At 68.2% G+C, this 13,863-nt stretch carries 17 protein-coding genes, 1 tRNA gene and 1 other RNA gene; 7 read left to right on the forward strand and 12 right to left on the reverse strand.

What is annotated here, in order from left to right:
- Positions 1-298: 298 nt before the first annotated feature.
- Both CEK69_RS00355 and ffs read left to right on the forward strand, forming a co-directional pair.
- Positions 299-1,702, forward strand: a complete 1,404-nt coding sequence (locus CEK69_RS00355; RefSeq protein WP_152243132.1) for a glycosyl hydrolase family 28-related protein — start codon at positions 299-301, stop codon at positions 1,700-1,702.
- Positions 1,703-2,091: 389 nt separating this feature from the next.
- An RNA gene (ffs, locus tag CEK69_RS00360) (signal recognition particle sRNA small type) lies at positions 2,092-2,188 on the forward strand.
- A 49-nt stretch (positions 2,189-2,237) separates the two neighbouring features.
- On the opposite strand, the gene CEK69_RS00365 is transcribed toward ffs, so the two are convergent.
- Genes CEK69_RS00365 through CEK69_RS00395 form a run of 7 tightly spaced genes read right to left on the reverse strand, consistent with a single transcriptional unit; the run spans position 2,238 to position 6,396 of the window.
- The gene (locus tag CEK69_RS00365) at positions 2,238-2,684 is read right to left on the reverse strand and encodes a molybdenum cofactor biosynthesis protein MoaE (protein ID WP_152243134.1); all 447 of its coding nucleotides are present in this window, start codon (positions 2,682-2,684) and stop codon (positions 2,238-2,240) included.
- Positions 2,685-2,687: 3 nt separating this feature from the next.
- Positions 2,688-2,933 (reverse strand): MoaD/ThiS family protein, encoded by a 246-nt coding sequence (locus CEK69_RS00370; protein ID WP_017908887.1) that lies wholly within the window; start codon positions 2,931-2,933, stop codon positions 2,688-2,690.
- Positions 2,930-3,448: a cyclic pyranopterin monophosphate synthase MoaC gene (gene moaC / locus CEK69_RS00375; protein WP_152243136.1), complete on the reverse strand. Its 519-nt coding sequence runs from the start codon at positions 3,446-3,448 to the stop codon at positions 2,930-2,932. Before moaC ends, CEK69_RS00370 begins: the two co-directional genes overlap by 4 nt.
- A 31-nt stretch (positions 3,449-3,479) precedes the next feature.
- On the reverse strand, positions 3,480-3,854 hold the full coding sequence (locus CEK69_RS00380) for a nuclear transport factor 2 family protein (protein ID WP_152243138.1): 375 nt from the start codon (positions 3,852-3,854) through the stop codon (positions 3,480-3,482).
- A 3-nt stretch (positions 3,855-3,857) separates the two neighbouring features.
- The gene (moaA, locus tag CEK69_RS00385; RefSeq protein WP_152243140.1) at positions 3,858-4,892 is read right to left on the reverse strand and encodes a GTP 3',8-cyclase MoaA; all 1,035 of its coding nucleotides are present in this window, start codon (positions 4,890-4,892) and stop codon (positions 3,858-3,860) included.
- Positions 4,889-5,647 (reverse strand): MBL fold metallo-hydrolase, encoded by a 759-nt coding sequence (locus tag CEK69_RS00390; RefSeq protein ID WP_152243142.1) that lies wholly within the window; start codon positions 5,645-5,647, stop codon positions 4,889-4,891. Before CEK69_RS00390 ends, moaA begins: the two co-directional genes overlap by 4 nt.
- Positions 5,647-6,396, reverse strand: a complete 750-nt coding sequence (locus CEK69_RS00395) for a 3-deoxy-D-manno-octulosonic acid kinase (protein ID WP_017914809.1) — start codon at positions 6,394-6,396, stop codon at positions 5,647-5,649. Before CEK69_RS00395 ends, CEK69_RS00390 begins: the two co-directional genes overlap by 1 nt.
- 20 nt (positions 6,397-6,416) lie before the next feature.
- Here CEK69_RS00395 and CEK69_RS00400 point away from each other — a divergent pair, with 20 nt between their 5' ends.
- On the forward strand, positions 6,417-7,466 hold the full coding sequence (locus CEK69_RS00400; protein WP_152243144.1) for a glycosyltransferase family 9 protein: 1,050 nt from the start codon (positions 6,417-6,419) through the stop codon (positions 7,464-7,466).
- Between the two features lie 199 nt (positions 7,467-7,665).
- Positions 7,666-7,920, forward strand: a complete 255-nt coding sequence (locus tag CEK69_RS00405) for a DUF2798 domain-containing protein (RefSeq protein ID WP_152243146.1) — start codon at positions 7,666-7,668, stop codon at positions 7,918-7,920.
- A gap of 47 nt (positions 7,921-7,967) precedes the next feature.
- Here the strand turns inward: CEK69_RS00405 and CEK69_RS00410 are convergent, their stop codons facing one another.
- Positions 7,968-8,372 carry a DUF6165 family protein gene (locus CEK69_RS00410; protein WP_017907820.1) on the reverse strand — a complete coding sequence of 135 codons (405 nt, stop codon included), beginning with the start codon at positions 8,370-8,372 and terminating at the stop codon, positions 7,968-7,970.
- Positions 8,373-8,654: 282 nt separating this feature from the next.
- Positions 8,655-8,745: transfer RNA gene (locus CEK69_RS00415), tRNA-Ser, on the reverse strand.
- 209 nt (positions 8,746-8,954) lie between these two features.
- Here CEK69_RS00415 and CEK69_RS00420 point away from each other — a divergent pair.
- Complete coding sequence (locus CEK69_RS00420; protein WP_017907821.1) at positions 8,955-9,659, forward strand: protein phosphatase 2C domain-containing protein; 705 nt, start codon at positions 8,955-8,957, stop codon at positions 9,657-9,659.
- A gap of 195 nt (positions 9,660-9,854) precedes the next feature.
- Here the strand turns inward: CEK69_RS00420 and dnaQ are convergent, their stop codons facing one another.
- Genes dnaQ through CEK69_RS00435 form a run of 3 tightly spaced genes read right to left on the reverse strand, consistent with a single transcriptional unit; the run spans position 9,855 to position 11,752 of the window.
- Positions 9,855-10,592 carry a DNA polymerase III subunit epsilon gene (dnaQ, locus tag CEK69_RS00425; RefSeq protein ID WP_017907822.1) on the reverse strand — a complete coding sequence of 246 codons (738 nt, stop codon included), beginning with the start codon at positions 10,590-10,592 and terminating at the stop codon, positions 9,855-9,857.
- Between the two features lie 29 nt (positions 10,593-10,621).
- Entirely contained in the window at positions 10,622-11,080 is a 459-nt protein-coding gene (gene rnhA / locus CEK69_RS00430) for a ribonuclease HI (RefSeq protein ID WP_017907823.1), read from the reverse strand.
- Between the two features lie 12 nt (positions 11,081-11,092).
- Positions 11,093-11,752, reverse strand: a complete 660-nt coding sequence (locus CEK69_RS00435) for a hypothetical protein (protein WP_193313845.1) — start codon at positions 11,750-11,752, stop codon at positions 11,093-11,095.
- Between the two features lie 12 nt (positions 11,753-11,764).
- On the opposite strand from CEK69_RS00435, the gene gloB reads away from it, so the two are divergent.
- Positions 11,765-12,532 carry a hydroxyacylglutathione hydrolase gene (gene gloB, locus CEK69_RS00440; protein ID WP_152243148.1) on the forward strand — a complete coding sequence of 256 codons (768 nt, stop codon included), beginning with the start codon at positions 11,765-11,767 and terminating at the stop codon, positions 12,530-12,532.
- Entirely contained in the window at positions 12,529-13,740 is a 1,212-nt protein-coding gene (locus tag CEK69_RS00445) for a lytic transglycosylase domain-containing protein (protein ID WP_152243150.1), read from the forward strand. Before gloB ends, CEK69_RS00445 begins: the two co-directional genes overlap by 4 nt.
- The last annotated feature ends 123 nt before the right edge of the window (positions 13,741-13,863 follow it).

The following is a 13,863-nucleotide window of genomic DNA, read 5'->3' on the forward strand; positions in this document are numbered from 1 at the left end:
GCTGGCAGATTCTGCTCTTCGATAGTTCCTTCTAGACCAGAGTGCTTGGCCCCAGTCCGAACGCGCAGCACGGCGGCCATCACCGTCTCAATCCGTGAGAGACGGGAGTGCCAAGATGGAAACTCCAAGTCCACCAAGCAATGCACCACAGGCGACAAGCCGCCATTCACGCAATTGCAAAGCGGCGAGCCGAGCCTAGAAGACAACACCTCACCAACCCTACCCAAAAAAGAAAACGCAAAAAAGAAGCTGATAGGCATTCAATCATTCAGCCGTCCTCCCATCGAAGGAAAATCCCATGGCAGACATCGACGCATCCAACATCACGTTCAATCAGGCAGGTGCGGGCTCGGTTACGCGCAGCGTCATGAACAAGCTCACCGAATTCGTCAGCGTAAGAGACTTCGGTGCAGTTGGAGACAGCACCACCGATGACACTGCCGCGTTTCAACGCGCTCTGGATGCATCCAACAAGGTATATCTCCCGGATGGCGTTTATAAAGTCAGCGCCACCCTCGTCGCGCGACCGGGTCTCCACTTGATCGGATCGACGCCAGAGAACTGCAGGATCCTCAGGACGGACACGTACGGCGACACCCTGCAAGTCGGGAGCACTTCCGCGAGCGCCGGCAATGTCACGGTATCGGGAGTATTTTTCTGGCATTACTACTCGTTCAACAACGGCGATACGTATGTACCTGGCACGTCGACCAGCGTCACCAACAGGAACACCACGGGATCGCACCTGCAAATCCTCAGCGGCCAAAATGTACGCATAACAGACTGCTGGTTCGAAGGAAACCGCAACAACATCTACATGCGCGACAGCTACAACATCTGGATCGATCGCTGCAACTTCAATGGGATATGGGATGCCAACCGCGAAGGATTGCAGGATACCGAGTGCGGCATCTACATGGATACCACCTCCAACTCCACCCGCAACGACAATATCAACATTTCGCACTGCAGGATCGGAGGCTACGGACCCAGCGCACCCACCGACGTCACCACGAATGGCGTAACGGTATCCAAGGTATTAAATGCCGGCATTCGCTTCGGCATCAGGATCAGGAGCGCGGAGCGTTTCACCATCTCGGATAACTATATCGGCGGACAAGCCGAAAACAGCATCCTGATTGAATCCAAGTCCATCGTGGCCCATGGAGAAATCCATGACAACATGCTCGATGGCGCATTTAATTACAGCATCCTCATCAGAGCACTGAACGCATCCAGCGTTCCAAATTTCATCAGCATTCACCATAACACAGGCGTAGGTTATGGCTTCGATCTTGGATTCGTGAAGGTACAGCAATTCGAAGGCGTTGCCGGCGGATGGCAAATCTCCATCAATAGCAACATCCTCCAGTACTACAGGGGATGCCCAATCTATATCGACAATGCCGTTGGCGTTTCGATATTCGGCAACCATGTATCCGCTTATAATTCGGATGGCAGCACGAACCGAGACTTGACAACCCAATCGGGGTGCTTTGTCGGCTCCGCTTCGTCCATGGTGCATTCTCATGGGAATCTATGGGGTGGCGGGATCAACAACCCATCGAGCGCCAATTACTGTCGATGGGGCATTGCATTCCAAGACAGTTCGCTAGGCACCGCATCCAACGAGCGCAGCCTGGGACTGGGCTTGGAAGGTGGAACCTTGGTTGGCGGCACGAACCAGAGCTACCCGGCCTGAAAGGTCCAGCTATCCGAGATCGTACATAGGTAGGCCGCGGAATGAAGGGCAGGCGCCAATCAGGCGCCTGCCTCTTTGATCGAACACCCGCGTTCGAACAGGGTAGGAGAACCGGGTAGGAGGCGAGTTCTGCCCCTCGTCGCCCCATCCCACTGCGCGGCCGGTCAACCGCAGCGCAGACTAGCCTGGAGCTAGACCAACCAGCTACAATGCGCGCGGCAGTGCGGGACAAAGAACGCTCTGCCGCGTCTGGAATTGAGGGACTGGGCAGCGTGCCTACTTCTTCGGCAACTCCGAATGCACCTCCCCGCTGAAACGCTCTGCCGCAAGTAGCGCGTTTCGATGAGGAGAAGACCGCGCCACGGCGCGGTTTCGTCTCTATGGTGGCCCCGTCGGCCCCTCGCGACGCTAGGTCGAAAACCCCGCCAGGGCCGGAAGGCAGCAACGGTATCGATCGACGCGGGCGCCGAGGTCAGCCGGCGGGGTTACCACCCTCCTCTACGAAGACACGATCGACGCCTGGTCGCGCGCGCCGCTACTCGGGTTGCGACACCTGCGTCTCCGGATGCAGCCACCCCGCGTCGCCCTCGCGATAGCGTTCGCGCTTCCAGATCGGCACGCGCGCCTTGACCTCGTCGATGACGTAACGGCAGGCGTCGAACGCCGCGCCGCGGTGCGCGGCGACCACACCGACCCACACCGCTAGGTCGCCGATCGCCAGTTCGCCGACGCGGTGCACGCAGCGCAGGTCGAGGATGGCGAAGCGGGCCAGGGCCTCGTCGACGATGCGTTGGCCTTCGGCCTCGGCCAGTGCGGCGTAGGCCTCGTAGTGCAGGCCGTCGACCGCGCGGCCGTCGTTGTGGTCGCGCACCCAGCCTTCGAAGCTGGCATAGGCGCCTGCCTGGGCGTGCGCCAGCGGGGCGCGCAGCGTGGCGATGTCGAGCGGGTGGTCGGCCAGCCGGAAACGCGGTTCGGTGGACATGGCTCAGCCTCCCGAAACCGGCGGGATGAACACCACTTCGCTGCCGTCGCGCACCGCCTCGTCCCAGCCGACGAAGGCGCTGTCCACCGCCACCCGCAAGCGATCCAGCGGCCAGCGCAGGCCATGGCGCGCGTCGAGTTCGGCATACAGCGCGCGCAGGTTCGGCGCATCGGTATGCACCTGTTCGCGTTCCAGGCCCGCGGCCTCGCGCAGGCTGGCGAAGTACAGCACGCTCACCTGGACGCTCATGCCACGCTCCCGACGTCGCGCTTGCCGCCACGCTTGCCGACCAGCCGCACCGGGCCGATGGTCATCGCGTGGGTCAGCGCCTTGCACATGTCGTAGACGGTCAGCGCGGCGACGCTGGCGCCGGTCAGTGCCTCCATCTCCACGCCGGTGCGGTGCACGGTGCGCACCGTGCATTCGATGCCCAGCACCTGCGGCGAGCGCCAGTCGATGGCGAAGCGGCAGCCGTCGATCGGCAACGGATGGCAGAACGGAATCAGTTCGTGGGTGCGCTTGACCGCCATCGTGCCGGCGATCACCGCGGTGTCGACGATGCCGCCCTTGGCGCTGCGCAACGCGTCGGCGCGCAACTGCGCGGCCACGGCCGCGGGAAAGCGCACCTGCGCCTCCGCCACCGCCACACGCGCGGTGGCGGCCTTGGCGGAGACGTCGACCATGGTCGGCAATCCCTGCGGATCCAGATGGGTCAGCGTCGGCGCGGCGGCGCGCGCGGACGTGGCGGAGGTCTTCTTGGTCATGGATTGCGCTGCCGCTCCCACGGCGCGATCTTCAAGCGCCGCCGGGGATCGGCGTGCCTTGGTGGAACAGCATGCGCCATTGGCCGTCGCGATACCGCCAAAGCGAACTGCGCAGCACCTGTCGCAGCGGTTCGCCACCGCCGCTGCGCTCGCTGCGATAGCGCAGGTGCGCCAACTCCGGTTCCAGCAGCTGCACATCGATGTCGAATGCACGGTAGCGAAATGCGCCCGACTCAGCCGGTAACGCCTGCAGCACCGCCGGCTTGTCGAAGCAGCGGCCGGAGGCACCGAACTCGACGAAGGCGTCGTCGAGCAGTTCCGCCACGCGCGCCGCTGAGGCACGCACCGCCGGTTCCAGCAATTCCAGTTCCAGCGCGACCAGCGCGCGTTGCATGGCGGCGTCCATCGCTCAACCGCCGATCAGGAACATTTCGACGTGCTTGCCGCGCGTGGCGGTCGCCGCGCCGCGCAGTTCGCTGTAGCGATCGTCGCGGCGTTCCCACAGCGCACGCACGCGTTCGGCCAGCGCCTCCTCGCCCCCCGCCAGCGCCGGCCGCAAATCGGTGCCCTCGCCCGCGAACAGGCAGGTGTAGAGATGGCCGTCGGCCGAGACCCGGGCGCGGTGGCAATCGCCGCAGAACGGCGCACTGACCGAGGTCACGAAGCCAATCTCGCCGCCGCCATCGGCGAACGCATAGCGCGCGGCGACCTCGCCCGGGTAGTGCGGCGCCAGCGCCTGCAGCGGCCAGCGCGCGGCGATGCGGTCGCGCAGTTCGGCAGCAGGCACCACCCGCTCGCGGCGCCAGGCGTTGCAGGTGCCGACGTCCATGTATTCGATGAAGCGCAGCACGTGGCCACTGCCGCGGAAATGCGCCAGCAACGGCAGCACCTGGTCGTCGTTGATGCCGCGCTGGACCACGCAATTGAGCTTGACCGGCCCCAGCCCGGCCGCGACCGCCGCGTCGATGCCCTCCAGCACCTGCGCGATCTCGCCACGGTCGCCGGACAACTTCCGGAACACCGCCGGCTCGATCGCATCCAGGCTGACCGTGACCCGGCGCAGGCCGGCCTCGCGCAAGGCCTGCGCATGCCGCGCCAGCAGCGCGCCGTTGGTGGTCATGGCCAGATCGTCCACGCCGGGGATGCGCGCCAGCCGCCGCACCAACTCGGGCAGATCGCGGCGCAGCAGCGGTTCGCCGCCGGTCAGGCGCAGCTTGTTGACGCCGTTGCGGACGAAGGCACGGGCCACCGTCTCCAATTGCGCGAACGACAGCCGCGAAGCGGCGTCGAAGCCGTAATCGTCCGGCACCTTGTCGGCAGGCATGCAGTAGCCGCAGCGGAAGTTGCAGGCCTCGATCACCGACAGGCGCAGGTCGCGCAACGGCCGCCCGCGCCGGTCCGCCGGCGTCGCCGACGCGAACGGCGGGCGCGGCAGCGCGCTCATCCCGCCGGTACCTGCGGCGCGCGCGGCGCGGCCAGCGCCACGCATTCGCCCGGGCGCGCCACGCGGTGGCCGCGGGCGCGCAGGGCCTCGGCATCGTCGTCGCTGGCGTAGTGGTAGAGCATGGTCCGTTGCAGCAGCTCGGCGGGGTATTCCCGCTCCAGGTCGTCGACCCCAGTATGCGACGGGTTGCCGTGAAGACCGCAGTCGTGGGCGACCAGTTCGCCGTCGTCGGCATACCGGTTCAGCATTTCCGGGATCGGCCGGGTGTCCCCGCTCCACACCAGCGCGCCCTGCAGGCGCAGGCCGTAGGCGGTCTCCGGCCAGTGGTGGCGCACCGGGAACACCTCCAGGCGCACGCCCTCGTGCCAGAACGCATCGCCCACTGCGATCAGCTGGAACGCATCCCAGAAGTTGGCGCCGCCCTCGGCCAGCACGTTCGGATAGTCGGCCACGCGGCGGTGCAGCAGCGGCACCACCGTGGCCGGCACATACAGCCGCACCTTGCCGCGGCGCGCGGAGAAATAGCTGTCCACGAACAGCCGCTCGAAGCCGGCGACGTGGTCCAGATGCACGTGGGTGACGAACAAGGCCTGCGGCATCGCGCCGTAGTGCGCCTGATAGGCGGTCAGCCCCTCCCCGCCGCAGTCGATGCTCAGCCACGGCCGGCCATCACGCTCGATGGTGGCCATCGGCGAGCCCAGCGCCACCGCCGAGGCATTGCCCACGCCCTGGAAACGCAGTGCCCAGTCCGTCATCAGCAGCCGCGCTCCCAGGCCAGGTCGTAGGCGCGGCGCAGGCGCGCGTAGTCCTTCTCCACCGCATCGACGCTGCGCTCGCCGCGCAGTTTCAGCAGCGAACGACGCAGCCGCTTGAGGTTGCGCTCGCGCCAGCGGGTGGCAGGAATGCGCAGCACGCCGCGGTCGAAGTCGATCAGCCAGCCGCGGCCGTTGCCGTCGAACAGGATGTTCTGCGCGTTGAGGTCGGCGTGATCGAGGCCGGCGCGATGGAAGCGCGCGATCAGCCGCCCCGCCTCCTCCCACGGCGCGCCGCGGCCGGCCAGATGCGCGCGCTCGGCCAGCGAGCGCACACCCTCCAGCCGCTCCATCAGAATCGCCGCACGGTAACGCAGCCCCTGGCGCAGATAACAGGCCGCCAATGGCCGCGGTACCGGCAGCTTGCGCGCGATCAGCGCACGCATCAGCCGGAACTCGGCGAAGCTGCGGGTGCGGTCGGCACCGGTCCACAGGTAGCGGTCGCGGACCAGCTTGGCGACCAGCCCGCCGCGGCGGTACTGGCGCAACACGCAGCTGCCGAACGGGGCATCGACGAACCAGGCGCCGCCGCGGCCGCCGGCATCCACCGGGCGCGCACGTTCGCCCCAGGCGGCGGCGGAGAACAGCGCCGGTTCGGCTTGCCGCAGTCGTTCGCGGTCGAACAGAATGGCCCCGTAGCCGCGGCCCTCGCGGTACGGCGTCAGCGCTTCGGTGGCGTCGAATGCAACCATCCAGCGAGTCTAACAACACCATGCCGGCAACGCTCCCTTCGCTGTGCCTGTTGCGCCTGTCGGCGCTGGGGGACGTGACCCACGTGGTGCCGCTGGTACGGACCCTGCAACGCGCCTGGCCGCAGGCGCCGGCGTTGCACTGGATCATCGACAAGGCCGGGCACAAGCTGCTCGACGGCCTGCCGGGCGTGGTCTTCCACCCGTACGACAAGCGCAGCGGCCTGGCCGGCATGCGCGCCTTGCGCCGCGCCCTGCCGGCGCAAGGCTTCGACGCGCTGCTGCAGATGCAGGTGGCGTTGCGCGCCAACGTGCTGTCGGCGTTCGTGCCGGCGCGCCGCCGCATCGGCTACGACCGCAGCCGCTCCAAGGACCTGCACGGCCTGTTCGTCAACGAACGCATCCCCGACCGCCCCGGCATCCACGTGCTGGAGGCGATCGGCAGCTTCTGCGAGCCGCTAGGGCTGCGCCAGACCGAAGTGCGCTGGGACCTGCCGGTGCCGGAGGACGCCCACGCCTGGGCACGCGCGCAATGGCCCGAGGACGGCCGTCCGGCGCTGCTGATCTCACCTTGCTCCAGCCATCAGCGTCGCAACTGGTATGCCGAGCGCTACGCCGCGGTGGCCGACCATGCCGCCGCGCAGGGCTGGCGGGTGGTGCTGTGCGGCGGCCGCAGCGACCTGGAGCGCAGCACCGCCGACGCCATCGTCGCGGCGGCGCGCACGCCGGTGCTCGACCTGGTCGGCCGCGACACGCTCAAGCAACTGCCGGCGCTGCTGCAGCGCGCCGCATTGGTGATGACACCCGACTCCGGCCCCATGCACATCGCCAACGCGATGGGGACCAAGGTGCTGGGCCTGCACGCGGCCAGCAACCCGCGCCGCAGCGGCCCGTATTCGGACATCCGCTACTGCGTGGACAAGTACGACGACGCCGCGCGCAAGTACCTGGGCAAGCCGGCCGCGCAGTTGAAGTGGGGCAGCAAGATCGAGTTCGACGGGGTGATGGAACTCATCGCGGTGGACGATGCGATCGCCGCATTCGAGCGCTATCGCGCCGACCACGGTCACTGAGCCCGGTTGCGGCGCCCGCGGCGCCGCTCTACCATCGCTGCGCGTCCTGCCGCCGACCCGGCCCGCAGGAGCCGCCGTAAGCGTTTACGTCAATCAACGCGCCAACTGCGCCGGATCCGTCCGGGGCTGTTTCCCGCCCAGGCCTGGCAGGCCGTTGGCGGGTGGCGCCTTCGATCGACCGGCTTACGGAGAGTCCGCAATGTCACGTTCCCCGCTGTTTTCCCGCAAGCTGTCCCCGCGCCATGCCGCCTGGGTGACCCCGCTGCTGCTGTCGGTGCTGATGACCTGCATCGTCTCGATGATCAGCACCCTGCGCAGCGTCGGGCTGGCGCCCGGCGTCGGCACGCTCTGGCTCGGCGCCTGGGCGCTGTCCTGGCTGGTGGCCTTCCCCACCCTGCTGCTGGTGCTGCCGCTGGTGCGGCGCCTGATCGGACTGGTGGTCGCACGCAACTGAGGTGCGGCGCGTTCCGGGAGGCGGCAACGCCTCCCGGAACTCTGCCCTCACGCCGAGGCGTTGCGGTAGTCCTGGTAGGACTTCTCTTCCACGTAGCTGGACCCCAGAGCCAGGTTGATTTCCTTCTTGAGCCGCGCGCGTTCGTCGTTTTCGTAGTACACGCTGCGCGCCAGCTTGATGAACTCCTCGTCGAAGGCCTGCGCCTTCTCCTTGATCCGGATCTCGTCCTCGATCACCCACAGGCGCTCGTTGACCGCCTTCAGTTCCGCGCGCAGGCGCGCCACGTCGCCGCCGGCCGCCGGATGCGCCATCCAGGTCTTTTCCAGTGCCGACAGTTCGGCACGCACATTGGCCAGCTTGCCCGGATCTTCGATGCGCTCGGACTTGATCTGCAGGATGGCGATCTTGTCGAGCAATTCGCCGAAGGACACGGGCACCAGGATTTCGGACATGGCAGACACCAAAAACAGGAGAAGGAAGAGTGTAACGGCGACGCCTTAAGCCAGCGTCGGCACACTGTCGCGAGCGCCAAAAAGCAAAAGGCCCCTGACGGGGCCTCATGCGAAACTGGCGGGAAGGGGGGATGCACTCGGTGCATGCTGCACCTCGCCCTGCGGGCGGCTGCGCCGTGCGCATCGGCTGTCGCCGATGGGTCGAACCCGCGGGGCTTCTCACCCCCCACTCCTGCACCGATCACACTCTGCGACCGCTGGAGGGTGCGCGCGCGATGAAACTGGCGGGAAGGGGGGGATTCGAACCCCCGAGGCGCTATAAACGCCTGCCTGATTTCGAGTCAGGTACATTCAACCACTCTGCCACCTTCCCGGGTGGTCCCCGGCGGACCGGGGGCGTGCATCATACGGTCCCCGCCGCGCGCGGACAAGCGGCCAGGCGCCGAGCCCCCGCAAGCGCCCCGGCGCCGCGGGGCGATGAACCCCGCCTGCTGCGTGCCGCGCGCGGCGATTGCCTGATCCGCGCGCGACCGCGATGATGCCCGTCGACCCCAGAAAACACCGGCCGGCCGCAGGCGCGCAATGATCGAATTCGGACATCTCACCCACGTCGGCCTGCGCCGCGACCTCAACGAGGACACCTACTACGGCGACCACGAACTGGGGTTGTGGCTGGTGGCCGACGGCATGGGCGGCCACGCCTGCGGCGAGGTCGCCAGCGCCCTGGCGCGCGAGGCCATCGTGCGCGAAGTGCGCGGCGGCACCGCCCTGGCGCAGGCCATCCGCATCGCCGACGAGGAGATCATCCGCGCCTCGCAGCGCCGCAACGACACCCTGCCGATGGGCACCACGGTGGTGGCGGCGCGGGTCCAGGGCAACCGCTTCGAGGTCGCCTGGGTCGGCGACAGCCGCGCCTACCTGTGGCGCGACGGCAAGCTGGCCCAGCTCAGCCAGGACCACAGCTACGTGCAGGAACTGATCGCGCAGGGCGCGCTCACCGCCGAACAGGCGCGCGCGCATCCGCACCGCAACGTGGTCACCCAGGCACTGGGCGTCACCGATCCGCAGCACCTGAACGTGGCGACGATGACTGGCGAGCTGCGCCCGGGCATGCGCCTGCTGCTGTGCAGCGACGGGCTCACCGAGGAAGTGGACGATGCCGGCCTGGCCAACGCGCTGGGCCACGACGACTGCAGCGCGCAGGAGTGCGTGGACATGCTGGTCGCCGCCGCGCTCGACGAAGGCGGCTCGGACAACATCACCGCGATCCTGGTGCGCTGTCACTGAATTCGGTGCGGCGCGGCCGCCGCTCCGGCCGCGCAAGCCACGTCGGGGCACCGCTGGATACTGCATTCTTCACGCTCAAGCCGGCCAGGCTGCCCTGCAGGAGCAGTTGCAGCCGCGACCGGGCTTTACCGGGAACGCCCCGTCGCGGCTGACGCCGCTCCTACAACAGACGTCTCATCGCCATTCGAGCGCCCTTCAGCCGGCCACCGCGTCCGCCACGACCGGTTCGGCGTCGTCCCACAGCGCGCGGCCGGCCTTCTTGCGCAGCTTTTCCAGCCGCGCCTGGTGCGCTTCCAGTTCCGAGGCCGTCGGCAACACCCGCGGCCGCGGCAGCAGCATGGTCATGTCGAATGCCGGCCCCTGCGCCGCCGCATGCGCGGCGCCGTCCTCGGCCAGGGCGAAACCGATCTCCTCCTGACCGGAGGTCAGCGCGATGTACACGTCGCTGAGGATCTGCGCATCGAGCAGCGCGCCGTGCAGTTGCCGGTGCGAGTTGTCCACGCCCAGCCGCTTGCACAGCGCGTCCAGCGAATTGCGCTGACCCGGAAAGCGCTCGCGCGCCAGCAGCAGGGTGTCGATCACCGTGGCGCGATCGAGGATGCGGCCGTAGGACTCGCCCAGCCGCGACAGTTCGTAGTCCAGAAAGCCCAGGTCGAACGAGGCGTTGTGGATGATCAGCTCGGCGCCATCGATGAACTCCAGGAATTCGTCGACCACCTCGTGGAATTCCGGCTTGTCGGCAAGGAAATCCAGGGTCAGGCCGGTGACTTCCTGCGCGCCGGGTTCGAAATCGCAGTCCGGGCGCAGGTAGCGATGGAAGTTGCGCCCGCTGGGGCGGCGTTCGAGCAGTTCCACCGCGCCGATTTCGACGACACGGTTGCCCTTCTTCCATTCCAGGCCGGTGGTTTCGGTATCGAGGATGATCTGACGCATGGGACTCGCAGCGGAAAAGGAGGACAAGATCAGGTCGCGACGGCGGCGCCGCCGGCGCGCACGTGCAGGGCCTGGTTGCGCGCCAGCTGGTCGACCCGCTCGTTGTCCGGATCGCCGTTGTGGCCCTTGACCCAGCGCCAGTCGATCGTATGCCGCTGCGCGGCCGCATGCAGCCGCTCCCACAGATCGCGGTTCTTGACCGGATCGCCGCCGGCGGTCTTCCACTGCCGGCGCACCCAGCCCGGCATCCATTCGGTGATGCCCTGGCGCACGTACTGCGAGTCGGTGTGCAGCACGATCTGGCACGGCTCGTTGAGCGTCTCCAGCGCCATGATCGCGGCCATCAGCTCCATGCGGTTGTTGGTGGTGTGCGCCTCTGCGCCGGCCACCTCGCGCTCCAGTCCCTTGTAGCGCAGCAGCGCGGCCCAGCCGCCGGGGCCGGGATTGCCGAGGCAGGCGCCATCGGTATGGATGTCGACAGTCTTCATGAAACTCCGTGTTCAGATGGAAGCGACCGAGCCGCGCCAGCGGACCGGCGTGCGCAACGGAATGGGGCCGATGCCGGCGGCGGTGCGTTTTTCCGCCTGCAGCAGGCAGACCGCGCGCAGCGGCGCGGTGGAGGTGGCCGGGCCGACGCCGCCGCGGGTCGGCCACACCGGCCCGAGATAGCGCAGTTGCTCCACGCACGGCAGGCCGACCTGTTCGAGCAGGCCGCGCCAGCTACCTGGCGGACGCGCCACCAGGCCCTGGCGGCGCCAGCGCAGCCGGTACGGGCTCACCGCATTGAGCGCGAACAGCCACACGCGGCCGCCCGGCATCAGGATGCGCTCGCATTCCTCCAGCAGCGCCGCCGCGTCGGCGGCGAGCACGTGCTGCAGGACGATGGCGTTGACGCTTTCCGACGGCAGCGGCAGTGGCAGCGTGCACACCAGGTCGCCGGCGTAGCCGCAGGCGCTGCGGTGCAGGCGCACGCCCCGCCCCGGCAGCTCGCGCGCGGGGGGCGGTAGCGGCACCGGGGCCAGCCACAGCCAGGGTTGCGCGGGGCGCTTGAGCAAGGCGTCGAGGATCAGCGGCTGCTCGGCCTGCAGCAACGCCTGCGCCCCGGCAGTATCAAACCAGGATGAGACGTTGGCTTGACGAGGGAGCGACACGGCAGGCATGGTGCCAATTCTATGCGACTGATCGCCCTGCCCGCATTCCAGGATAACTACATCTGGGCGATCGCCACGGACGACGGGCGTGCGTTGCTGGTCGATCCAGGCCAGGCCGAGCCGGTGCTGGAGGCCGCGGCCCAAGGGCTGCAACCCGCCGCCATCCTGCTCACCCATCACCACGACGACCATATCGGTGGCGTCGTCGCCTTGCGCGAACGCTGGCCGGATCTGCCGGTGTACGCGCCGGACGACCCCCGCATTGCCGGATTTTCGTGCGAGCGGGTCGGAGATGGCGACGTCGTGAAGGTGCTGGACTGGCAGTTCGATACCCTGGCCGTCCCCGGCCATACCCGCTCGCATTTGGCCTACGTCGGCGAGGGTCATCTGTTCAGCGGCGATACGCTGTTCAGCCTGGGCTGTGGGCGCATGTTCGAAGGTACGCCCTCCCAGATGTTGGGTTCGCTGCAGCGCCTGTCCGCCCTCCCGGGGCAGACGCTGGTCTGCTGCGGACACGAATACACCTTGGCCAATGCGGCATTCGCCGTCACGGTCGATCCCACCAACGCTGCCCTGCGGCAGCGCCATCAGGAAGCCCAGGCCATGCGTCACGCTGCCCGCCCCACCGTTCCCGTCACGCTCGCCAGCGAACTGGCGACCAATCCGTTCCTGCGCACCGCTTCGGCGGCGATCCAGCAGGCGATCGGCGCCCGGCTCGGCCGGGGGGTGTCCGACGAAGTGGAAGTCTTCGCCGAATTGAGGCGCTGGAAAGACGATTTCCGCGCATGAGGGCGCTGGCGTTGACGGCGGCGCTGACGCTGGCGATAGCGTCGGCGGCGCCCCCCGCGGCGGCCGCGACCCCGCTTGCGGCGGCACTCGAGCAGACCGTGGCGGGCCTGAACGGCCTGCCGACGGACGCGGCGGCACTGCCGCCGCCGACCACCCGTAACGGGCACGACATCCTCGCCCGCTTCCGCGACGGCCTGGCCGACGCGCGCTGCGACGCCGGCGCCACCGACGCGCGCTGGCAGCAGCAATTCTCTCGCGCGCCGTCGCGGCTGGCCGACGAGGACGAGGACGTGCTGCCGCTGTTCGGCTACGTGGTCGACGAACTGCGTGCGGCCAACCTGCCGACCGAATTCGCGCTGATCCCGTTCGTGGAGAGCGGCTACCGCCCGGCCGCGCGCAACAGCAGCGGCCCCGCCGGCCTGTGGCAGTTCATCCCCGGTACCGCGCGCAACCACGATGTCCCGCTGGAGAACGGCTACGACGGCCGCCTGTCCGCGGTGGACTCCACCCGCGCCGCAGTGCGCTATCTGAAGACCCTGCACGGCATGTTCGGCGGCGACTGGCGCCTGGCGATCATGGCCTACAACGCCGGCGAATACCGCGTGCTGCAGTCGATGCGCCGCGCCGGCATGAACGCGCAGAACGCGCAGCCGGACAAGCTGCCCGGGCTGTCCTCGGTCACCTACGCCTACGTCGAGAAACTGCATGCGTTGGCCTGCGTGCTCGAACAGGCGCAGACCCGCGACGAATGGATGGCCTCGCTGGACCGCGACGTGCCGATCCTGCAGGCGCAGACCCTGCCCGCCGGCATGGCACTGGACGAATGGGCACGGCGCCAGGCGCTGCAGGGCAATCAGCTCGCCCGGCTGAACCCGGCCCTGGGCAGTGGCCGCAGCACCAAGCGCGCGCTGCCGGTGCTGGCGCCGCGCAGTCTGGGCGGCCCCGTGCTGGCCCAGGACACCGCGCCGCCGGCGCAGGACGACACCCCGGTCGCCGCCACCGTGGCCAGCGCCGACGACACTCCCGCGCCGGACCGTGCCAAGCGCGCCGGCGCACGCTCCCGCCACACGCACACCGTGCGCGACGGCGACACCGCCTGGAACATCGCCAAGCGCTACGGCATCACCGTGCAGGCGCTGCTGATGAAGAACGGCCTGTCCGCGCGCAGCGTGCTGCGTCCCGGCATGGTGCTGAGCTACGAGGACTGATCGCGCTCCCGCTGCGGCGGGACGAGCTCCGGCCCATGCTGCAACGTCCGCGGATGTGCACTCCGCGGGGATGACCACCCGTTTCCCCGGCCCGATGGGCACCTACGATCAGCATGAGCGCCT

The organism is Xanthomonas sp. LMG 12462, assembly GCF_009192885.1.
Taxonomy (GTDB): domain Bacteria; phylum Pseudomonadota; class Gammaproteobacteria; order Xanthomonadales; family Xanthomonadaceae; genus Xanthomonas_A; species Xanthomonas_A sontii.